The sequence below is a fragment of the Acinetobacter haemolyticus genome, assembly GCF_900406815.1.
Lineage (GTDB): Bacteria > Pseudomonadota > Gammaproteobacteria > Pseudomonadales > Moraxellaceae > Acinetobacter > Acinetobacter haemolyticus_A.
The window spans coordinates 100254-122271 of the sequence record NZ_OVCN01000001.1 but is presented as its reverse complement, the minus strand read 5'-3'; the positions used below and the strand labels follow the sequence as shown (position 1 = coordinate 122271).

At 40.1% G+C, this 22018-nt stretch carries 17 protein-coding genes; 7 read left to right on the top strand and 10 right to left on the bottom strand.

The annotated features are described in order from the left end of the window. Positions 1–4 precede the first annotated feature (4 nt). Positions 5–2158 (top strand): fatty acid oxidation complex subunit alpha FadB, encoded by a 2154-nt coding sequence (gene fadB / locus DK207_RS00580; protein ID WP_109439527.1) that lies wholly within the window; start codon positions 5–7, stop codon positions 2156–2158. Between the two features lie 12 nt (positions 2159–2170). Continuing rightward, entirely contained in the window at positions 2171–3343 is a 1173-nt protein-coding gene (gene fadA / locus DK207_RS00575) for an acetyl-CoA C-acyltransferase FadA (RefSeq protein WP_109439526.1), read from the top strand. A gap of 68 nt (positions 3344–3411) precedes the next feature. Here the strand turns inward: fadA and DK207_RS00570 are convergent, their stop codons facing one another. Beyond that, the gene (locus DK207_RS00570) at positions 3412–3924 is read right to left on the bottom strand and encodes a hypothetical protein (RefSeq protein WP_109439525.1); all 513 of its coding nucleotides are present in this window, start codon (positions 3922–3924) and stop codon (positions 3412–3414) included. A gap of 297 nt (positions 3925–4221) precedes the next feature. Between DK207_RS00570 and DK207_RS00565 the strand changes: the two genes are divergently transcribed. Further along, a complete protein-coding gene (locus DK207_RS00565; RefSeq protein WP_109439524.1) occupies positions 4222–4920 on the top strand; it encodes a hypothetical protein in 699 nt (232 codons plus the stop codon). 60 nt (positions 4921–4980) lie between these two features. Here the strand turns inward: DK207_RS00565 and DK207_RS00560 are convergent, their stop codons facing one another. Beyond that, positions 4981–5730, bottom strand: a complete 750-nt coding sequence (locus tag DK207_RS00560; protein WP_109439523.1) for a hypothetical protein — start codon at positions 5728–5730, stop codon at positions 4981–4983. Between the two features lie 176 nt (positions 5731–5906). Between DK207_RS00560 and DK207_RS00555 the strand changes: the two genes are divergently transcribed. The 3 genes from DK207_RS00555 to DK207_RS00545 all read left to right on the top strand — a co-directional run bounded on the left by DK207_RS00555 (position 5907) and on the right by DK207_RS00545 (position 9921). Then, positions 5907–6602 (top strand): DsbA family oxidoreductase, encoded by a 696-nt coding sequence (locus DK207_RS00555; RefSeq protein ID WP_004637654.1) that lies wholly within the window; start codon positions 5907–5909, stop codon positions 6600–6602. 557 nt (positions 6603–7159) lie between these two features. Then, positions 7160–8572, top strand: coding sequence for a hypothetical protein (locus tag DK207_RS00550; protein ID WP_075316319.1), 1413 nt, complete (start codon positions 7160–7162; stop codon positions 8570–8572). Positions 8573–8784: 212 nt separating this feature from the next. Then, on the top strand, positions 8785–9921 hold the full coding sequence (locus DK207_RS00545) for a hypothetical protein (RefSeq protein ID WP_109439522.1): 1137 nt from the start codon (positions 8785–8787) through the stop codon (positions 9919–9921). 100 nt (positions 9922–10021) lie between these two features. Here the strand turns inward: DK207_RS00545 and htpG are convergent, their stop codons facing one another. The 5 genes from htpG to DK207_RS00520 form a co-directional block, all read right to left on the bottom strand. After that, a complete protein-coding gene (gene htpG, locus DK207_RS00540) occupies positions 10022–11941 on the bottom strand; it encodes a molecular chaperone HtpG (protein WP_109439521.1) in 1920 nt (639 codons plus the stop codon). Positions 11942–12058: 117 nt separating this feature from the next. After that, the gene (locus DK207_RS00535; protein WP_109439520.1) at positions 12059–12409 is read right to left on the bottom strand and encodes a lysozyme inhibitor LprI family protein; all 351 of its coding nucleotides are present in this window, start codon (positions 12407–12409) and stop codon (positions 12059–12061) included. A 128-nt stretch (positions 12410–12537) separates the two neighbouring features. Further along, positions 12538–13140 carry an OmpW/AlkL family protein gene (locus DK207_RS00530; protein ID WP_109439519.1) on the bottom strand — a complete coding sequence of 201 codons (603 nt, stop codon included), beginning with the start codon at positions 13138–13140 and terminating at the stop codon, positions 12538–12540. A 478-nt stretch (positions 13141–13618) separates the two neighbouring features. Next, positions 13619–14983, bottom strand: a complete 1365-nt coding sequence (locus DK207_RS00525; RefSeq protein ID WP_109439518.1) for a Na+/H+ antiporter family protein — start codon at positions 14981–14983, stop codon at positions 13619–13621. A 76-nt stretch (positions 14984–15059) separates the two neighbouring features. Then, entirely contained in the window at positions 15060–15932 is an 873-nt protein-coding gene (locus DK207_RS00520; RefSeq protein WP_005087961.1) for an alpha/beta fold hydrolase, read from the bottom strand. A 94-nt stretch (positions 15933–16026) separates the two neighbouring features. On the opposite strand from DK207_RS00520, the gene DK207_RS00515 reads away from it, so the two are divergent. Next, positions 16027–16542 carry a DUF4442 domain-containing protein gene (locus DK207_RS00515; protein WP_171261738.1) on the top strand — a complete coding sequence of 172 codons (516 nt, stop codon included), beginning with the start codon at positions 16027–16029 and terminating at the stop codon, positions 16540–16542. A 76-nt stretch (positions 16543–16618) separates the two neighbouring features. Here the strand turns inward: DK207_RS00515 and DK207_RS00510 are convergent, their stop codons facing one another. From DK207_RS00510 to rpoC, 3 genes are all read right to left on the bottom strand, one after another. Further along, positions 16619–16975 carry a YMGG-like glycine zipper-containing protein gene (locus tag DK207_RS00510; protein ID WP_004637646.1) on the bottom strand — a complete coding sequence of 119 codons (357 nt, stop codon included), beginning with the start codon at positions 16973–16975 and terminating at the stop codon, positions 16619–16621. Positions 16976–17179: 204 nt separating this feature from the next. Then, entirely contained in the window at positions 17180–17545 is a 366-nt protein-coding gene (locus DK207_RS00505) for a hypothetical protein (protein ID WP_004637645.1), read from the bottom strand. Between the two features lie 165 nt (positions 17546–17710). Beyond that, positions 17711–21904, bottom strand: coding sequence for a DNA-directed RNA polymerase subunit beta' (gene rpoC / locus DK207_RS00500; RefSeq protein ID WP_075316323.1), 4194 nt, complete (start codon positions 21902–21904; stop codon positions 17711–17713). Positions 21905–22018: the final 114 nt, after the last annotated feature.

The following is a 22018-nucleotide window of genomic DNA, read 5'->3' as shown; positions in this document are numbered from 1 at the left end:
AGGCATGATCCACGCTGGCAATGCCATTACCGTCCAAATGCTTGCGGACGGAATTGCAGAATTCCGCTTTGACTTACAAGGTGAGTCGGTTAATAAATTTAACCGTGCGACCATTGAAGACTTCCAAGCAGCAATTGCTGCGGTTAAAGCCAATAACGATATTAAAGGCTTAGTTGTTACTTCTGGGAAATCAACATTTATCGTTGGTGCAGATATTACTGAATTTGGCGAAAACTTCGCTGCTGGTGAACAAGCAATTGTTGACTGGCTTATGCCTGTACATGAGATCTTCAATAGCTTTGAAGATTTAGACATCCCTAAAGTTGCTGCCATCAATGGCATGGCGCTTGGCGGCGGCTTTGAAATGTGCTTAGTGTGTGACTACCGTGTCATGTCTGAACAAGCACAAGTAGGATTACCAGAAATCAAACTCGGTATCTATCCTGGTTTTGGTGGTAGCGTTCGTTTAAGCCGTTTGATCGGTATCGACAATGCCGTTGAATGGATGGCGATGGCGAATCCTAAGAAGCCAGCTGCTGCGCTTAAAGATGGTGCTGTAGATGCTGTTGTTGCTGCTGACAAACTTCAAGAAGCTGCTGTTGACTTAGTGAAACAAGCACTTGCTGGTCGTTTAAACTGGAAAGCAAAGCGTCAAGAAAAATTAGATGCTATTAAATTGAACCCACTTGAGCAAATGATGGCGTTCAATACGGCGAAAGGTGCGGTTCTTGCAAAAGCAAACCCGGCTCAATACCCAGCGCCTAAATTATTGCTTGATTCTTTACAAGCTGGCGCAGGCTCAACTCGTGATGATGCATTAAAAGCTGAAGCTCAAGGTTTCGCTAAAGCTGCGATCACCCCACAAGCTGGCGCACTTATCGGTTTATTCATCAACGATCAAGTTGTGAAGAAAACTGCGAAAAAATATGAAAAAGGTGCTCATCCTGTAAACCAAGCAGCTGTATTAGGTGCTGGTATTATGGGTGGTGGTATTGCTTACCAAGCGGCAAGCAAAGGCACTCCAATCATCATGAAAGATATTGGGAACCCACAACTTGCATTAGGTATGAAAGAAGCGAATGGCTTGTTAACAAAGCAAGTTGAACGCAAGAAAATGAAACCTGCGCAAATGGGTGAAACCCTTGCTCGCATCCGTCCTACTTTAAGCTACGATGAGTTTAAAGAAGTGGATATCGTGATCGAAGCGGTAACTGAAAACCCTAAAGTTAAAGAAATCGTACTTGCAGATACAGAAAAGCATGTTCGTGAAAACACGATCATTGCATCTAACACATCTACAATCTCGATTACACGCCTTGCGAAAGCATTACAACGTCCTGAAAACTTCGTTGGTATGCACTTCTTCAACCCAGTACACATGATGCCATTGGTTGAAGTTATTCGTGGTGAAAAAACTTCTGATGAAGCAATCGCAACAACTGTTGTTCTTGCTCAGAAAATGGGTAAAACACCTATCGTTGTAAACGATTGCCCAGGTTTCTTGGTAAATCGCGTATTGTTCCCTTACTTCGGTGCATTCGATCTACTCGTTAAAGACGGTGCTGACTTCCAGCAAGTTGATAATGTAATGGCGAAATTCGGTTGGCCTATGGGTCCTGCATACTTGATCGACGTTGTTGGTATCGATACAGGTGTTCATGGCGCAGAGGTGATGGCTGAAGGTTTCCCTGACCGTATGAAACCAGACTACAAAGGTTCTATCCAAGCGATGTACGAAGCAAAACGTCTTGGTCAAAAGAATGACGTTGGTTTCTACAAATATGTGTTAGACAAGAAAGGTAAGAAAGCGAAAACTGTTGACCCAACAGCTTACGAAATCATTGCGCCTTTCGTGACTGGCGAAAAACGTGAATTTGATCCACAAGAAATCATTGACCGTATGATGCTTGCTTTCTGTAACGAAACGGTTCGTTGCTTAGAAGACAACATCGTTGCAACTGCTTCTGAAGCAGATATGGCGATGATCATGGGTGTAGGTTTCCCTCCATTCCGTGGTGGTCCATGCCGTTATATCGACCAAACTGGTGTTGCTGAATACGTTGCGCTTTGCGACAAATATGCACACTTAGGTAAAGCTTATGAAGCGCCACAAATGTTGCGTGACATGGCTGCTAACAACAAAAAATTCTACGGTTAAGGAGCGACGTGAATGGCTACTTTAAATCCACGTGACGTTGTGATTGTTGATGGCGTTCGTTCTGCCATGGGCAAATCACGTAACGGTATGTTCCGCAATGTACGTGCCGACAGTTTATCTGCTGAATTAGTACGTGCACTTGTTGCTCGTAACCAATTTGATACCAACGAAGTTGAAGACATCATTTGGGGTTGTGTAAACCAAACTTTAGAGCAAGGTATGAACATTGCTCGTAACATTGGTTTATTGGCTGATATTCCAAAGACCGCTGGCGGTCAAACCGTTAACCGTCTTTGTGGTTCTTCTATGCAAGCACTTCATACTGCTGCTGCACAAATTGCGACGAATCAAGGCGATATCTTCATCATCGGTGGCGTAGAGCACATGGGTCACGTCGGTATGATGCACGGCATCGACCTTAACCCTGAAGCATCTAAACACTATGCAAAAGCATCTAACATGATGGGCTTAACCGCTGAAATGTTAGGTCGTATGAATCAAATCTCTCGTGAAGAACAAGACGCATTCGGTGTTGAATCTCACCGTCGCGCTTGGGCTGCAACTCAAGAAGGTCGTTTCAAAAACGAAATCGTAGGTGTTGAAGGTCATGATGCGAATGGCTTTAAAATCCTTTGCGATATCGATGAAGTAATTCGTCCAGATGCTAACCTTGAAGCATTCAAAGCATTGAAACCAGTTTTCGATCCTAAAGGCGGTTCAGTAACAGCAGCAACTTCTTCTGCTCTTTCTGACGGTGCATCTGCAATGTTACTGATGTCTGCTGAACGTGCTCAAGCGCTTGGTTTAAAACCACGTGCTGTGATTCGCTCAATGGCGATTGCAGGATGTGATGCTGCGATCATGGGTTACGGTCCAGTTCCAGCAACTCAAAAAGCGCTTAAACGTGCTGGTTTGACGATGGCTGACATCCAAACTATCGAGTTAAATGAAGCATTTGCTGCTCAAGGCTTATCAGTAATGAAAGGCTTAGGCGTTTATGACAAACAAGACATCATCAACTTGAATGGTGGTGCGATTGCATTAGGTCACCCATTGGGCTGTTCAGGTGCACGTATCACAACAACATTGTTGAACGTGATGGAACAACAAGATACACAAATCGGTCTTGCGACCATGTGTATCGGTCTTGGTCAAGGTATCGCGACCATTATCGAACGTGTTTAATCGACACTAAGATAAAAAAATCCCCGCACTTTGCGGGGATTTTTTATTCTCCAAATAGAATAGAATTTTTAACGCGGAAACAAAGGATTCTGGGGAGGATTTAACCCATCTTGAATTTGCTGCTGCAATTTCAAGATATCATCCATATTGATCTTAATCGTTCCATCTCGGATGCCCATGATATTATTTCGATCAATATTCAAAGGCTCCAACATTTTAAATACACCTGTGGTTGGATCAGATGATTGAAATCCTCTCGCCACAGCTAAAATATATTGCTGCAATATTGGTGATAGCTGAGATAAATCTGGTTCAGTTGTTTTAGGCTGATAATTGACTGTAGTCATCCCTTCATCTACGCCAGCATTCTGCATATCGCTATGCACCTTATAAATATGGTGTTGCAAAGCTTCACGAACTTTCTCATCTTCTTGAAACGGAATAAAGCCCACTTCTTCACGTAGCTCAGATTCAGCCATGATTTTAATGGTTGGTAACGTAACAACATCATTGGCTTGCACCGTTGGCAACCCTATAGCAACCCATACGGCGATACAAGCTGATCGTTTTAGAAAATTCATGGCTCGCTCCAAAAAATCAGTCACCCAATAGAAAAACAAGAAATAAAAGTGTCTATATAATAGGCTACAACAAAGTCCGACTTGATTCAGTAAAGCTCAGATAAACGGTAAATATCAATAAAACTTTGACCGAAAGATCAAAATCGAATCTCATTCTGAAATCACTTGAATCTTTATAGAAACAATCACATTTGTTATAAGAGATATTATTTGGTCAATATTTTCGATGAATGTCATTTTAGGGCTATAAATAATTAATTTTTAAAAATTTCAATTTTAAAGTACAAGGAGAAATAAATGCTATTTACATTGGCGAAAACGACGTTTGCACTAGTACTAACAGGAACTTTTTTGTCAGGCTGCGCCACCAAAACCCTAATCACCAAAGACAGTAAAACTTATACACGAACTGCCAAAGTCACTTTAGTTGAAGACAATGTGGTGGCATTTGGACGACCAGCCCAAGCTACAGCCAATCTGCCCAGAGATAGCATTGTCATTGCCGGTCAAAAAAATAGTTATATTTTGACTCAAGGCGGTGCTCAGTTCGTGACTATCATCAACAAGCTAGATCCCAAAAACATACAAATCACCCGTGATTTAAACTTTTACTCAGCAAAAAATGATGGGCATTTTTCAGGCACCTTACCGCTTTCTTATGTCAAACTCAAAGAAGATTTAAGTAAAAAAGACTTAGAATTTTTTATTGAAAATGGTGCAAAAGAGTGTTCATCTTCGAGTGATACACGTATGCAAGCACAACGCTTTTGTTTTGATATTAAGCTTGCAGGTGTTGTATATCCTGTCGCTAATAATCTCAGCTCATTAAAAGCATTAAGCAAACCCTATCAAGTTACGATCTATACCAATCAACAAGAAAGTTATAAATCTCGATCTAGTCTCAATCCTTTTGAGAAATTAGTGTTACTGCCTTTTGCTGTTGCAATTGATGTGGTGAGTTTACCGTTTCAAGCTGCCGAAAAGATTTTTGATTAATCAAGTATTTTGCTAGCGAGGGCAACTATGGATGATGCCAATAATTGCCCTAACTAAAGCTCATAGTTCCTCTTCAAGTACCTCGACATTGTTTTTCTTAATCTTATTCATCTGACTATTTAATTTAAGTACCTCTTGATAGAGTGTATTAAATTTTCTCACAGGCGTATTTTCATGAAAAAGAATAGTTTTATTTTTTCTTTGCCATGGATGCGCCTTTAATAAATCAAACATCGCTTGGGCCTTTTCTATAATTTGCTGTTCAATAGAGAAGATATCCTCATTTGAATCAATTTCCAGATTACTTTCTAACTTGGTGAGTAGAGTTTGACGTAAATCTTGCTGAATCGACATTTTTTTGACTTGTTCTAGTGAATCCAAATAAATTTTCTGGCGCTGTTGCTCATATTGTACTGAAGCATTTCGTACCTCAACGAACATCTGGGTTGTTTCTTTATAATTCTCTGTACGATCTCGATCTAATCGTTCAACATCTAGAAAAGTATCCCATTTCGCTGCTTTTAACTCACGCAAATAATGATTTCGAGCTTCGACATTTTGCATCCAGTATCCTAGTAAAAACGCAGACATTTTTTGGTAATCACCAGATAAGCGATCATCATGCACATCAAACTCTACAGGCGTTGACCAATCTTGAGCCTGATCATAGAGTTCACGCATTTTCTCAGCCATCACCACCTCAAACATTTTTTGATTATTCAGTCGGTGCTGTTTTATATAATCCTGATAGAAGAAAAATGAACCAATACAGACAATAATAATGAATAAAAATATCAACAAACGACGCATATCATCTCCAAATTTAATTATATTTTTAGTTCTAAAGTTGATGTTAATCCGTTTAACAATCTACCTTTAGATGTTTTTATTTCAGTCCTTGTAATGCAGCATTACATAATGTTCGCTTTAAATTCAACATGATCACCCTTATTATCAGATGTAATGATCATTATTGAGATAACACCATGCGCGTAGATATCTGGTCGGACGTCGTTTGTCCCTTTTGTTATATTGGTAAAAAACGTCTTGAACATGTTGCAGAAGAAGCTGGAATTGAACTCGATATTCATTGGCATAGTTTTGAGCTTGATCCCAATGCCCCAGCAAAGCATGACACATCAAATACCGAACGTTTAGCTCAGAAATATGGTCGTACTTTTGCCGAAATGGAAGAAATGGAACGTAATATTGCAACCATGGCAGCTGCCGAAGGTATTGATTTCCAATGGCAGAAAGCCAATTCTGGTAATAGTTTCAATGCCCATCGAATCATTCACTTGGCGCAAAGCAAAGGTTTAGGTAACGAAGCAAAAGAAGCTTTTTTCCATGCTTATATGACTGAAGGCTTGGCAATTGGTGAACGCGAAGTAGTCGAAGAAATTGCGTCACGCATTGGTTTGGATAATGCTGAAGTGGAATACGTCCTTGACTCAGATGAACTGGCTGATTTTGTTCGTCATGATGAAAAAATTGCACGTGAACAGTTAAATGTCACAGGCGTACCTTTCTTTGTATTTGATCAAAAACTTGCGCTTTCAGGTGCTCAACCACGTGAAATTTTCTTACAGGCGCTGCAACAAGCACAATCTACAGCTCCCCAGCAAGTGGAATCAACCGAGACCGCCCAATGCCAGGATGATCAATGTGAAATAAAACCATAATTATTGTGGTTCAAACCATAAGCAAGCAACAAGTAAAACCGTTGCTTGCCTCTATACAGATCCGTATATTTTCTTTTTATTTCAGTATTTTAACTATAACAATCACTATTAAATTAGATTTATTTTTTATTTGTTTAAGTTTTTTATCTTTGATATGTGAGACTGTTCACAACTTAGTCATAAATTTACAGATACATTTCTATTTGATCATCTATTTATCCGATTTATTCTTTTAAAATGTTTTTGTTTTCAAGGATAAAGCATGAACAGCATCTCTATTTCACCTAGCCAAATGAGAGTATTTGCTAACTATCAGACTATAGATTTTGACTTTTTTTCTTCTATAATTGTCATAAAGTGACGTCTTTTGTGATGAAAATACAAGTTTTTACAGCTTTTATGGTTGTTCTAAAACCAGACGATTGATCACTATTGTGAATCACTTTTTACATGGAAAAAACAGAACCAATTTGACTTAAAAAATGTATATCCATTGCGATTTATACGGTTAATTTATTATTTGAACAGGCTCAAGCCTATCTCTAAGGAAACAATAGATGGACGTATTAGAGAAAGCACTTTTGGTTGATGAGCTCAAAAGTCTGATTGAGGGGCTCAGTGATGATAAAGCATCACTGTTTGAAATTGCGAAAGCAAAACAACGAATTAAAGATATTTGCGCATCTTGCGACGATCCTACTTTTCAAGATCAAATTACACCGTTCAAGGCATTTATTCAAAATGAAGAGTTTTCCAACGAAGAGTTGAGTCACCATGGTTTTGCCATGACATATCGAGGCACCTATAACTTTATGGGTCGTGTTGAAAATGCATTATTCGCCTCTGGAGATATGGGGTGGGCTGCATTACGACAAGCTCAACTTTGGCAAGTTTGGGTGATTCGTCCAGCATTATCTTTTCTGAAAAGCCCATGGATGCCATCATCCCATGATGCATTACAATGGTTAAAAAACCATGCCAGTGAATACTTAAAAACAGATCATGAACTTGAAACGCTGATTCCTGTTTTAGAACCTATACAAGCATCTTCAAATACAAATCACCCAGCTCAAACTGATATCTTATCGGTAATCCGAGAAGAAACCGAGCAATTCAAATCTCAGCTTGACGCAATCATTCAAGAAAAAATTCAGCCAATCACCTCCAAGAGTCACGCTGGCACGCCATCGACCATCAAATCATCTTATCGTAGTCCTAGCAATCTCAACAAAGCGAAACCTGTAACTCTAAATGATTTCAATTTAGATGGCTTTCTCTGTCGCCTAGAACGCGTCAATGCTCGTCATTTTCCATCCTTATATCGTGTTGATATGCACAACGAGATGGATCAGAACATCAAAATTGATTGGTTATATCTCAAAGCGGAAAATGAAGCCCAACCTGTTTGGGGGTCCACACAGATTTTTATTGCTGAGCAACTGTATGCTCAAGGACAATTTTCACATTACGTGGTTTTGGTAGGAACACATAATACTGAATATGCAACGTCTATCTTGCAGTCCTATACCAACCAACAACATACTCAAACCAGCTCTATCCACCAAACCAGCTGGAGAAATTTCAAACAGCATTATCATCAACACGAAAGCTTATTTAATGAATGTATTATGAATGGCAGTTTGATATGGCAACGTGATCAACGTGCTTATCCTTATATTCCAGCATCATTTATCAATACACAAAAATTCATTCCATTTGAAGAAACTGCCGCCACCTTTTTCACACCAGTTATCTTATTAAGAGAACGTCATAAAATCCGTGTGATTCATGGCGCTGAACGCGTCAAACTGTCCAGTGAAGATCAGGCTTATCCTTATTTGTTATTAGATCGAGCAGATGGTTATACCTGGCAATTGATTCGCCAAGCAATTAGTCGTTTACCACAACCCATCTCAGTACACGATTTATATCAAGCTTTAGAAAATAGTGCGATCTCTGAGTCTTCTTAAAGAACAGTACCTAATTTTTATGGTTTTATTGTATCGACACCGTGATCATTTGCACCTTTTAACCAAGCATGATAATAAGGGCCGAGAAATATATTTACTCCGCCCTTTTCCTTGTTTTATATAATTAAATTGCTGTTTTTTGTTTCTGTAACTTGCTTTTGACAGATGAATCATCAAAAATGAAACCAAGAACAATATATAAAGCATGCATTATGGCAATTTCTATCAGAACGGTATCAACACCTTTATTTTATTGCTTCGCAACATTATCTTTGGCTGCGATCAATACCTGCTATGCAGAAACAGATTTGGATACGATTGTGCAGCAACAAACTCCAACATCTCCCGCTCATACGGCACCTACAGAAAGCTGGTTAGGTTATATTCCCAAATTTGTAGATGCAACACCGACAGTATTCCCTGAGCAATCGAATCAACCCGTTGTGCCACCTATTAAGGAAACAGAAGATAAGACATGGGTGGATAAACAACAACGCCATATCCGAGAATGGGCAGATCGCACTTCAGTGAAAATTGATAATTGGTTTGGTGAAATTGATCCAGATAAACCAGCTTCAGCAACAATTCGCGTCATGCTTGATAATTACTGGAATGAATATGACAACTATGAGGTTAAACCACGTATTCGCGGTAAGATCAAATTACCGACTCTGGAAAAACGGTTAAGCTTAGTTTTTGGCGATGACTCTTTAGATGATGAGTTCGATAATCATATCAGCAGTATTAACCAGCAACCGAATCAAGATCCAGATAAAAGATTTAGCTCAAAACAAACTCGCGATAGTAATGGCTCTGTTGCATTACGTTTCTCTGATTTATCAAAAAGACTCCCCTTTGAAACCAATGCTGATCTTGGTCTCCGGTCTGGTAATGATATTTATCTGCGATTGAGAGCAAAGAAAAACTGGGAGTTAGAACATGACTTTAGCTTCAATGCTGAACAAATCTATCGTTATGGCAGTAAAAGTGAAAATTATCTACGTACCAATCTAGAACTCATCCATGCTCGTCCGAATCAACCCTTTTTATCCAATCAATTCAGTCTTACTTATGCAGACAAGCAAGATGATGACCTTAGATGGGATAATCGTACCTTCCGTGAACATCAATTCTTTGCGCATAATCGATTTAATTATGGCATCTATACAGGGGGTTACTATAATGATAATGATTTACGCTTAAATAGCTGGGGTCCATTTGTATCATGGCGGCAACCGCTATGGCGTGAATGGTTCTATGTGCAAGGTGACCTAAACTACTTTAATGATCATCGTGAAGATCGCAATCATTATGTGAGTACCTTCCTCCGTCTTGAGACCTTATTCTAACGAAGATGATTTTTTAGACATTACTGTGGATAACTTTAGACTTATCCATAAATATAAAAAACCTCTGCCAACAAAGCAGAGGTTTTCCGAATAATTTATTTTACTTCAATAACAACTCATTAATACGCTTCACATAAGCAGCAGGATCTTCAGGTAAACCACCTTCTGCAATCACCGCTTGGTCAAAGATTACATTCGCAAGATCATCAAATTGCGCTGAGCTCTCAAGTTTTTTCACCAATGGATGCTCTGGATTAATTTCCAAAGTCGGTTTAACTTCTGGCACAGCCTGTCCCGCTTGTTTTAACATACGAACCAATTGTGGAGAAAGCTCACCTTCACTGGTGACTAAGCATGCAGGAGAGTCAACTAAACGTGTAGTGACACGAACCTCTTTAGTTTTGTCTTTTAATGAGTTACTTAAACGCTCAACGACTGGTTTAAATTGCTCTGCGGCTTCTTCAAGTGCTTTTTTCTCTTCAGCATCTTGTAAATCACCTAAGTCCACGGCGCCTTTAGAGACATTCTGTAATGGTGTACCATCGAACTCATGCACAAAATTCATTGCCCAGTCGTCAACGCGATCTGCCATTAACAATACTTCAATGCCTTTTTTCTTAAACAACTCAAGCTGCGGTGAGTTTTTTGCAGCCGTTAAGCTATCGGCAGTCACGTAATAAATTGCTTTCTGCCCTTCTTTCATACGTGCTTTGTAGTCCGCAAAAGAAGTTGAAATCTCATCATTATTTGACGTCGCATAACGTAATAGTTTCAAAATACGTTCACGATTGCCAAAATCTTCACCTAAACCTTCTTTAAGTACAGAACCAAATTCTGAATAGAATTTTTTAAATTTCTCTTGGTCTTTTTCATCTTCTGATTTTGCCAAACCATCTAATAAGGTTAATACACGGCGCGTATTCCCTTCACGAATGGTTTTCACATCACGACTTTCTTGTAGTAATTCACGACTGACATTCAATGGTAAATCGGCACTATCCACTATACCTTGGACAAAACGTAAATAGTTTGGAATCAAGTTGTCTGCTTCATCCATGATGAATACACGTTTTACATACAACTTAATGCCGGCTTTGGCTTCACGAGTAAATAAATCCTGTTTTGCCTGACTTGGGATGTACAGCAATTGCGTATATTCAGTACTTCCCTCTACTCGATTGTGTGTCCAAGCGAGAGGTTCAGCAAAATCATGACTTAAATTCTTATAAAACTCGATATACTGTTCTGCAGTGATTTCACTCTTGCTACGTGTCCATAAGGCACTTGCAGAGTTAATCGCTTCCCATTCATCAGTTTTGACCATTTGACCGCCTTTTGGCTCTTCACCCTCAGCGACCTCTTCTTCTTGCCAGACTTCTTTTTGCATTTCAATCGGCAAACTGATGTGGTCTGAATATTTATTAACGATTTGTTTAACTTTCCAAGATTCTAAGTATTCAAGTGCATCATCACGTAAATGTAAAATAATGTCAGTACCACGGGTTTCTTTATCAATGCTTTGAACTTCAAACTCACCTGTTCCACCACTGATCCAGCGTACACCTTCTGCTACATCTAAACCCGCACGACGAGATTCAACGGTAATTTTATCAGCAACAATAAAACCTGAGTAAAAGCCTACACCAAACTGACCAATCAACTGCGCATCTGCTTTTTGATCACCTGTTAGTTTAGACATGAAATCCTTGGTACCTGATTTTGCAATCGTTCCGAGGTTATCGATCGCTTCCTGCTGACTTAAACCAATACCATTATCAGAAATTGTCAGTGTCTTATTGTCTTTATCAAGTGTTACACGCACACGTAAGTTTGGATCATTTTCATAATATTCAGGGTGATTAATCCCCTCAAAGCGTAATTTATCACAAGCATCTGACGCATTCGAAATGAGTTCACGCAAGAAAATTTCTGGGTTGGAATAGAGAGAATGCGTCACTAAATGCAATAACTGAGCAACTTCAGCTTGGAAACTATAATTCTGTGAGGCTTGTTCACTCATACATCACTCCTTATTTGTGAGGCTTATCTATTTGGAATGATTTATGAATGGTGGATAACTCCAATTTTTCAATGCTTGTTTTTGAATTTTTTATATCAAATCAACTCAAAGATCACATTAGAATGGTCCTTGACTCAGCACACGCTCTTGGAGCAATTGATCGAGTTGTTGTTGTCGTTGTAAATATGCCCGCTTAATACAAGCCTTATTTGTTTCACAGGCATTACGCTGCTTTAACCATTTAAATTGCTGATCTTTTTCTGCATCTCGCCCACCCATGGGTAATGCATGCAAAATGATCTGATAAGTTGTTGCTAACTTTACATCAGCATCATTGAGCTCACGATCAGCGCAGATTTGATACTCTGCTTTTAACTTGACTGCCTTACAAGAGAAACTCGCTGCATGGGTTTGAGAAAATAATGCAAATGATATCCATATAAATACAGCAATAGGCAACCTTTTCATCTTTTTCTCTACGATTGTATGAGCGACTCAATTAGCATACTAAACTGAACATTCCCGAACTGTATTTATTTCATGCTTATATTGCAAAGAAACCTCACTAGATGTGAGGTCTCTTTATATGTTTTTATTTAAAATTTATAACTATAACCTAATGTATACACCATCGGATTGATATCCAAGTTAGTCAGTTTTGTACCATTCAATCTCACTTGTGGTTTTAATTGAGCATAGCGTGCATCAAAGAATACTCCCCAATTTTTCGCATCAGCAGGCTGGAAAGTAAAACCCAGTTGTCCCGCAAAGCCAAAGTCATCTTTCACCTTAATTTTTTCACTTGATAATGGGCCAACTGTTTTTTCATCCCATGCAAGAAATGCAGTTCCCCCAACCCCGATATAAGGCGTAAAAGCAGTTGAGTTCTTAAAATTATATTTGGCAGTAATGGTGGGTGGTAAATGTTTGAGCTTCACCACTTTGGTTCCATCTAAAGAAACGTCATGTGATATTGGTGTTGCCAGTAATAACTCAGCTGAAAATGGTGTATCCCCGAAAACGTACTCAACTGACGGAGTAAAAGCAAATTCATAATCCGCTTTTAATGTTCCCACATCAGCTATCGTTGTTTTATCTGTTGGTGCAATAACACTTGCCCCAACTTTAACTTGAAAACCTCCCGCAAAAACAGTTGAAGACATCCCCAATAAACTAATAACTAATATTTTTCTTAACATTAAAATAACCTCTATAACAAAATAAAAACTTACATATTTATAATAATCACGAGTTTTAATATTATGCAATACATATTAATTCCGACTATTTTAATTATATTTTCAAATATATGATTCAAAAGGATATATATTTGTAAATATATGTAACAACAACTAAAACCAAGTATTTTACTTTGGTTTAAACCCATGAAAACCAAGTATTTTTGTAAGATTTAAACTATCATAAGTTTATTTTTTAAATGAAATTAATTTTATATATTTTAGTTGAAATTAATAAAAAGATTGAAAAATAAATCACAATAAAGTCAAAAAATGTCACTTTAATACCTTATTAATAAATTATATCTAATTTTTTTATTCACTCTCTCTAAAATAGTTAAAGCTATTAATTAGATAATAAAATAAATCTTTTTATTTAAATTTTATACTTTATTATTTCTTAATATAACAAAGGCTCTAAAAGAGCCTTTGTTATTTTTTATAAAACCATCGCCGCAATCCAACCAAAAATCAGTAATGGCAGGTTGAAATGTAAAAAGGTAGGCACAACTGTATCTCGCATATGATCATGTTGTCCGTCGATATTTAAACCTGAAGTCGGCCCTAGAGTTGAATCGGATGCTGGTGAGCCTGCATCCCCCAAAGCAGCAGCCGTTCCTATAAGCGCAATTGTTGCCATAGGACTAAAACCGAATTGCAAACACAAAGGTACATACATGATTGCCAAAATTGGCACCGTGGAAAATGAAGAACCAATCCCTAAAGTAATCAATAATCCAACCAACAACATCACAAAAGCAGCAAGTGCCTTACTATCCCCAATCCATCCTGCAGTCGCTTTTACCAACTCAGGAACTTGATGTGTTGCCTCAATCACCGCAGCAAAACCTTGAGCTGCAATCATGGTAAAGCCGACCAATGCCATCATTCTCATTCCACTCACGATAACATCGTCAGCTTCTTTCCATTTAAAAATCCCAGCACAACTCAGAATTGCAACGCCCACTAATCCAGCAACAATCATAGAATCCGAGTAAAGCTGAACAATAATGGTTGCAATCACGGCAAAAGCTGCCATAAATAAAGTAAATCGTGCAATTTGCGGTGCTTGTTGCTCCTGTGCCATTTCGCCCACGATGCTTCGTGTTACATTATGCAAGGGCTTATCTTCATATACTCGTGGCTTACGGTAACTCACAAATAAAGCAGTCAACATACCAAGAAACATCCCCCCCACAGGGATAATCATAGCGCGAGGAATTTGATCATTGCTGATTTGCAAGCCATAACTCTGACCAAAATGATTGATGTTATGTGCGAGAATATCATTCAAAAATATTGCGCCAAATCCCATCGGCAAGAACATATAAGTTGCGACTAAGCCAAATGTAAGCACGCAAGCTACCGCTCTACGGTCTAACCGTAAATGATTAAACACAATGAGTAACGGTGGAATGAGTACAGGAATAAAAGCGATATGTACAGGAATAATATTCTGCGATGCAATAGCAGCGAGTCCGATGGTACTAAAAATGAGAAATTTCACCTGCTTTTGCGCACGAATATCTGCATCATTTTTAAGACTTTTAACCAGTTTATAGGCCAGAAGATCAGGCAATCCCGAACGAGCCAAAGCTAAGGCAAACGCACCTAAAACACCATAAGCGAGTGCGATTTTCGCACCACCACCCAAACCATTGTTGAATGCATCTAAAGTGCCTTGTAGCCCTAAACCAGCCAATAAGCCGCCAGTCAAAGCACCAATGACCAATGCAAATACCACTGGAACACGCCCCAAGGAGAGGCCGAACATGACAGCAACCGCTGCAATAATTGCAAACATAACTCTGAACTAAATGAAACGAGGGCGCCATTTTAGCAGAGTTTAAATTGAGCGATTGCTATCTGATGTTTTTTATTTATGCATTTTTCACGATAAATTGGCGAATATAATCTGCAATTTTTTCAGGTTGACTCAGTACCGCCCAGTGATTTGCATCCAACTCTACATACTCAAAATTTTCAACCCATTTTGGCATTGATTCAGTAATGTATTCTGGACTTACAAAGGCATCACGACGTAATACAATTGCCTGAACAGGACATTGTGCATAGCGCTGACGTGGCTGAGTTAAGGATGGAATAAAGTTAGCACGATACAAATTAATTCCATATTTACCATCCGCAACAATATTTGCATTCAATGGTAAACCTTGCTTCTTCTCAAGACCACTCAAGATTTTCCCCCATCTTTCTGGGCTAAAAAATGTCCATACGGTCGGGGCAAGCAAAGGTAAATGGAATGCGCCGATATACCAAGATTTCGTTAACATTTTCAAAACATTGCTTGGTGCGGATTTGAATTTTTCACGTAAATATAAAGATGCATGATCTAAACAAGGCCCTGAAATCGTTGTATAAGACAACAAACGCCCTTTGAGTTTCGGCTCAGTTGCTGACTCCCATGACTGTAAAGATCCCCAATCATGTGCTGCCATGTGGAAATTGCGGTTTGGTAAAACTTGATCAACCACTTCTTGTAGATCTAAAGATAAGCGCGGCAAACGATAATCTTTAATACGTTTTGGAATTGACGATAAGCCCGCACCACGTACGTCATAAGTTACAACAAAGTAATCATTTACTAATTTCTCGATGATCGGTTCCCAAACTTCTTGGTTATCTGGATATCCATGCACCAAAACCAATGGTGTCTTTTGCTGATCTCCCCATGTTTTAACACATAAGGTTTGTTGGTCAGATGTGGTCACTGTTTTTACTTGTACTTGCATAACTTTTTCCCATTTTGTTTTTTAAGTGGCTTGGTCATAAAACAGCCATTGCCAGCGATGCAATAAAAATGATACTTATGGAGTATGAATAGAGTTGCAAGAAAAAAAATTGACCATGAAAGCCTTTTTCAAAAAAATTCGCACCATTCCAGTTGTGTCTAAATTTATCATCAACCATTATTCACCTTATCGTGGTGCAGGTATCGCGATAGACACCATCGACCTAGAGAACTATTTTATTCGCGTCAAAATGCCACTGACACGAAAAAATCGTAATATCGTAGGTACACACTTCGGAGGCAGTCTTTATTCAATGGTTGACCCATTTTATATGCTTCTTCTGATGCATCATCTAGGTCACAAATATATTGTGTGGGATAAAAGTGCTTCGATTAATTTCCTCTCTCCAGGTAGAAATACGGTGTATGCAGACATAGAATTGAGTGCCGATGAAATTGTTGAAATTAAACGCCTGACCGCAAATTATGAACCAGTCTATAGACATTACACTTTGAATATCATTGATGATGCAGGTACACGAATCGCAGAAGTCGAAAAAGTACTTTATATTCGACGTAAAAAACCCAAAGCCAGTTCAAACCAACACTGATTCAAAACAAAATGCCTGAAATTTATTTTTTCAGGCATTTTCTTTGCTCTCGTAAAATGTAGATATATGCTCAACACTATTTCTTTTCTTGGATAGCAGCACCAGCACCACCACCGATTGCACCACCAATCGCAGCGCCTGAGTCACCACCAAAAATTGCTTTTCCAACCACTGAGCCAATACCAGCACCGACTGCACTGCTCGTGGTTGTACTGCTACTACCACCTTTGGCATTTGCACCAACACCTGCGCCTGCTGCGGCACCAACACCTGCACCCAAACCGCCACCGACATGGTTACCTACGCCGCCACCAACTGCTCCGCCTAACGCTGCTGCACCAATACGCTGATCAGATGCACTCATATTTTGACAGCCTGTAAACATCACCGCCGATAACATTAAAGTAGATACTAAACCGATTGTTTTTTTCATGATCGTACTCACTCCTTTTATGCTCTACTGAAAAGCATAATCTTCTTTTATGGGGAATTTGATCACATTGTGTTACCAGTCTGTCCCAATCGATTGATATTTTGTAAAGTCGTTGCCTTGATGATCACATCACTAAAAGCAAAACTGAAAAAGCCCTTATCATCATAAGAGCTTTTGAATTATTTAAGCAGTACTGAGCCGATATTAGTACTTACCTTTTTTCTCACCATAAGCTGCACCAGCACTACCACCTAGCGCACCACCTGTTGCAGCACCAGCTTCACCACCTAATACTGCGCCACCCAACCATGCACCTACGCCAGCACCTATTGCACTATTACGCGTATTCTTACTGTTCGCACCTTTCGTATTCGCAGCAACACCAGCTCCTACAGCAGCACCAAGACCTGCACCTAAATTACCACCTAGATTTTTACCTACAGCACCACCTGCACCACCGCCAATTGCAGCAGCACCAATACGTTTACTTTCTGGACTTGCATGTTGACAACCCGCTAAGATTGTCGATGACATCAATACCGCACCCATTAGAATCATCATTTTTTTCATTTGAAATACTCCGCTTTTATATGCCGCTAGAATAATATGCTTTGATGAAGCTTTTACTCAGATCAAGTAACCAAATGCGAGTGCTATACCCTTTTTTGTAATATTTTGCTCGTATTTTCTCCATTAAGAAAGGCACCCGAAGGTGCCTTTCTAATTCGTTAAGACTTAGAACTGGTCTGAGTTCAACGCTTGACTAAATGCTTGGTCAACTTCACTAAAATCATTATGAAGTTCAAATTCAGCAGCTTCTGCTTCTTGACGACGACGCTCTAAGTGATACGCAAGACCTGTACCCGCTGGGATCAAGCGACCCACAACAACGTTTTCTTTCAAGCCGCGTAAGTCATCTTCTTTACCTGTTACAGCCGCTTCAGTTAACACACGTGTGGTTTCCTGGAACGATGCAGCAGAGATGAATGAGTCAGTAGACAGCGATGCTTTGGTAATACCCATTAACTGACGTTCAAACTTCGCAGGGAACTTGTTCTGAGCCAAGACAGCTTGGTTCTCTTGAACAACGCGGATGTAATCCACTTGCTCACCTTTGATGAAGCTTGTATCGCCGCCATCAGTAATATCAACTTTACGCAACATTTGACGTACAACAACTTCAATATGCTTATCGTTGATTTTTACACCTTGGAGACGGTAAACATCTTGAACTTCGTTCACGATGTAGTTTGTTAAAGCCACTTCGCCTTTCAAACGTAAGATGTCATGTGGGTTTTGTGGACCATCAGAAATGGTTTCACCACGGTTTACATGCTCACCCTCGAACACGTTGATTTGACGCCATTTAGGAATCAACTCTTCGTAGATCTCTGAACCATCATCAGGTGTAATCACTAAACGGTTCTTACCTTTGGTCTCTTTACCAAAGCTTACGATACCAGACACTTCTGCCAAAATCGCATGCTCTTTTGGTTTACGTGCTTCAAACAAGTCTGCAACGCGTGGAAGACCACCGGTAATATCACGCGTACGTGAAGATTCTTGTGGTACACGACCGATTACATCACCCACACCAATCGTTTCGCCATCACGGACAGTCACGATTGTATTTTGTGGCAAGAAGTAGAACTGTTCGCCGCCATCTGTTGTATCCAACACGATCGCAGGACGTAAATCTTTACCAGACGCAGGACGTGCTGTTACTGGCAAGATTTCAACAGTCGTCATACCTGTTGCATCATCAGTCTTAGAGGTTGCAGTTACACCATCAGCGATTTGGCTGAAACGTGCTTTACCCGCAACTTCTGTAACAAGTGGGTGGGTATGTGGATCCCAAGTCGCTACGATACCGCCAGCTTCTACAGTCTCACCATCTTTCAATAAGATGCTTGCACCGTAAGGAAGTTTATAACGCTCGCGCTCACGACCTAAGTCATCCGCAATACCAATTTCACCTGAACGAGAAACTGACACTAAGTGACCTTTGGCATGTTGTACAGTTTTCACATTGTGGAAACGTACAGTACCTTTGTTACGTACTTGAACGCTGTTCGCAGCAGAAGTTCGGCTCGCAGCACCACCAACGTGGAAGGTACGCATCGTTAACTGTGTACCAGGTTCACCAATTGACTGAGCAGCCATTACACCGACTGATTCACCTGGATTCACCAAGTGACCACGTGCTAGGTCACGACCATAACAACGTGCACACACACCGAATGTAGATTCACAAGCGATTACAGAACGTACTTTAACTTCATCGACACCCGCTTCTTCAAGCTGAGCAGCGATTTTCTCGTCAATGAGCGTACCACGAGGTAATACCACTTCATCATCAGAAGCACGACGTACATCTTCAGCTGTTACACGACCTAATACACGGTCACGTAATGGCTCAATGACATCACCACCCTGAATGAACGGAGTCATCACTAAACCACCGGCTGTACCACAGTCAGGTTCAGTAATTACCAAGTCTTGCGCTACGTCTACAAGACGACGAGTCAAGTAACCAGAGTTTGCTGTTTTCAATGCCGTATCGGCCAAACCTTTACGTGCACCGTGTGTCGAGATGAAGTACTGAAGTACTGTCAAACCTTCACGGAAGTTTGCTTTAATTGGGGTTTCAATAATCGAACCGTCTGGTTTCGCCATCAAACCACGCATACCTGCAAGCTGACGAATCTGAGCTGCCGAACCACGGGCACCTGAGTCAGACATCATGTAGATACTGTTGAATGATTTCTGCTTCTCATCTTCACCTTGCTTGTTTTTAACAAGTGTATAAGACAAGTTATCCATCATCGCTTTAGCAACTTGGTCATTGGTACGTGCCCAAATATCGACCACTTTGTTATATCGCTCACCTGCGGTTACGAAACCTTGCTCAAACTGTTGTTCAATTTCACGAACTTCGGTTTCAGCTTTATCGATAATCGTTTGCTTGGTTGGTGGAATTAACATGTCTTCCATACCAACAGATACACCTGAGCGCGTCGCTTGACGGAAGCCCAAATACATCAATTGGTCAGCGAAGATAACAGTGTCTTTCAAACCAAGCTTACGGTAGCAAGAGTTGATTAACTTCGAGATGTTTTTCTTGGTCATCTCAAGGTTGATCATATCAAAGCTTAAACCTTGTGGAACAACTTCCCACAACAAGCAACGACCAGGTGTCGTATCAACAATAATCGTTTGTTGTTCACGCTCACCATTTTCATCAATTACAGTTTGGTGTACACGTACTTTAACACGTGCATGGATCGCAACCTTACCAGTCGCCAACGCACGGTTCACTTCGTGAGTATCAGCAAACACCATGCCTTCACCTTTGGCATTTACCGCATCACGCGTGATGTAGTAAAGACCCAAGACTACGTCCTGAGAAGGAACGATGATTGGCTCACCGTTGGCTGGTGACAAGATGTTGTTTGTTGACATCATCAACGCACGCGCTTCTAGCTGTGCTTCAAGTGTCAATGGAACGTGTACCGCCATTTGGTCACCATCGAAGTCAGCGTTAAACGCAGCACATACGAGTGGGTGAAGACGGATCGCCTTACCTTCGATCAGAATAGGTTCAAACGCTTGAAGACCCAAACGGTGAAGTGTTGGCGCACGGTTCAACATCACTGGATGTTGACGAATCACGGAAGCAAGAACGTCCCAAACTTCTGGCGTCTCACGCTCAACCATTTTCTTCGCAGCTTTAATGGTAGTCGCCTGACCTGAAGCTTGTAATTTCGCGAAAATAAATGGCTTGAATAATTCAAGTGCCATCTTCTTCGGAAGACCACATTGATGCAGACGTAAAGTAGGACCTACAGTAATGACCGAACGACCAGAATAGTCAACACGCTTACCTAACAAGTTTTGACGGAAACGACCTTGTTTACCTTTGATCATATCTGCCAAAGATTTCAATGGACGTTTGTTCGAACCTGTAATCGCACGACCACGACGACCATTATCAAGCAACGCATCAACAGACTCTTGTAACATACGTTTTTCGTTACGTACGATAATGTCTGGCGCAGCAAGGTCAAGAAGGCGCTTCAATCGGTTGTTACGGTTGATCACACGACGATATAAATCGTTCAAGTCTGAAGTCGCGAAACGACCACCTTCAAGTGGTACAAGCGGACGTAAGTCTGGTGGAAGTACAGGAAGTACGTTCATCACCATCCATTCAGGCTTATTGTTCGAATCTTTGAATGCTTCCATCAACTTCAAACGCTTAGACGCTTTTTTAAGTTTCGTCTCAGAAGTTGTTTGCGGAATTTCTTCACGTAAACGAGCAATCTCAGCTTCAAGATCGATATCTTTTAATAAATCCTGAACTGCTTCTGCACCCATTTTCGCAGTGAATTCATCACCGTGTTCTTCAAGTGCATTGTAGTATTCTTCGTCTGTTAAAAGTTGATACTTTTCAAACGGAGTCATACCAGGATCAGTAACAACATAAGATTCGAAATACAATACACGCTCGATATCACGTAATGTCATATCAAGAAGTAAACCGATACGGCTCGGTAATGATTTCAAGAACCAAATATGTGCAACTGGTGATGCAAGGTCAATATGACCCATACGCTCACGACGAACTTTTGCTGTTGTAACTTCAACGCCACATTTTTCACAAATGACGCCTTTGTATTTCATACGCTTGTATTTACCACACAAGCATTCGTAATCTTTTACTGGACCAAAAATTTTGGCACAGAACAAACCGTCACGTTCAGGTTTAAAAGTACGGTAGTTAATGGTTTCAGGCTTTTTAACTTCACCGTGAGACCATGACTTAATCATCTCTGGCGACGCAAGACCAATACGGATACGGTCAAATTCAACGGGTGCATGACCTTCTGAATCCGTTTTCTTACGCATGATATCGAGCAAGTCTTTCAATTTTTTTCTCCGTGTGTCGAGGAGCTACACTCACTCAACTGGGTCACAAATATTGTTTTTTAACTGAATAATCCTCCCTCAGTCCCTCCTTTTTCTAAGGAGGGAAGCCCCTAC

Excerpts from the sequence above, each read along its gene's own strand:
- htpG (WP_109439521.1), bottom strand. The coding sequence starts at position 11,941 with ATGAGTGAACAAGCCTCACAGAATTATAGTTTCCAAGCTGAAGTTGCT.
- DK207_RS00520 (WP_005087961.1), bottom strand. The coding sequence starts at position 15,932 with ATGCAAGTACAAGTAAAAACAGTGACCACATCTGACCAACAAACCTTA.
- DK207_RS00565 (WP_109439524.1), top strand. The coding sequence starts at position 4,222 with ATGCTATTTACATTGGCGAAAACGACGTTTGCACTAGTACTAACAGGA.
- DK207_RS00505 (WP_004637645.1), bottom strand. The coding sequence starts at position 17,545 with ATGAAAAAAATGATGATTCTAATGGGTGCGGTATTGATGTCATCGACA.
- DK207_RS00555 (WP_004637654.1), top strand. The coding sequence starts at position 5,907 with ATGCGCGTAGATATCTGGTCGGACGTCGTTTGTCCCTTTTGTTATATT.
- DK207_RS00530 (WP_109439519.1), bottom strand. The coding sequence starts at position 13,140 with ATGTTAAGAAAAATATTAGTTATTAGTTTATTGGGGATGTCTTCAACT.
- DK207_RS00525 (WP_109439518.1), bottom strand. The coding sequence starts at position 14,983 with ATGTTTGCAATTATTGCAGCGGTTGCTGTCATGTTCGGCCTCTCCTTG.
- DK207_RS00545 (WP_109439522.1), top strand. The coding sequence starts at position 8,785 with ATGGCAATTTCTATCAGAACGGTATCAACACCTTTATTTTATTGCTTC.
- DK207_RS00535 (WP_109439520.1), bottom strand. The coding sequence starts at position 12,409 with ATGAAAAGGTTGCCTATTGCTGTATTTATATGGATATCATTTGCATTA.
- fadB (WP_109439527.1), top strand. The coding sequence starts at position 5 with ATGATCCACGCTGGCAATGCCATTACCGTCCAAATGCTTGCGGACGGA.
- fadA (WP_109439526.1), top strand. The coding sequence starts at position 2,171 with ATGGCTACTTTAAATCCACGTGACGTTGTGATTGTTGATGGCGTTCGT.
- DK207_RS00510 (WP_004637646.1), bottom strand. The coding sequence starts at position 16,975 with ATGAAAAAAACAATCGGTTTAGTATCTACTTTAATGTTATCGGCGGTG.
- DK207_RS00570 (WP_109439525.1), bottom strand. The coding sequence starts at position 3,924 with ATGAATTTTCTAAAACGATCAGCTTGTATCGCCGTATGGGTTGCTATA.
- DK207_RS00560 (WP_109439523.1), bottom strand. The coding sequence starts at position 5,730 with ATGCGTCGTTTGTTGATATTTTTATTCATTATTATTGTCTGTATTGGT.
- DK207_RS00550 (WP_075316319.1), top strand. The coding sequence starts at position 7,160 with ATGGACGTATTAGAGAAAGCACTTTTGGTTGATGAGCTCAAAAGTCTG.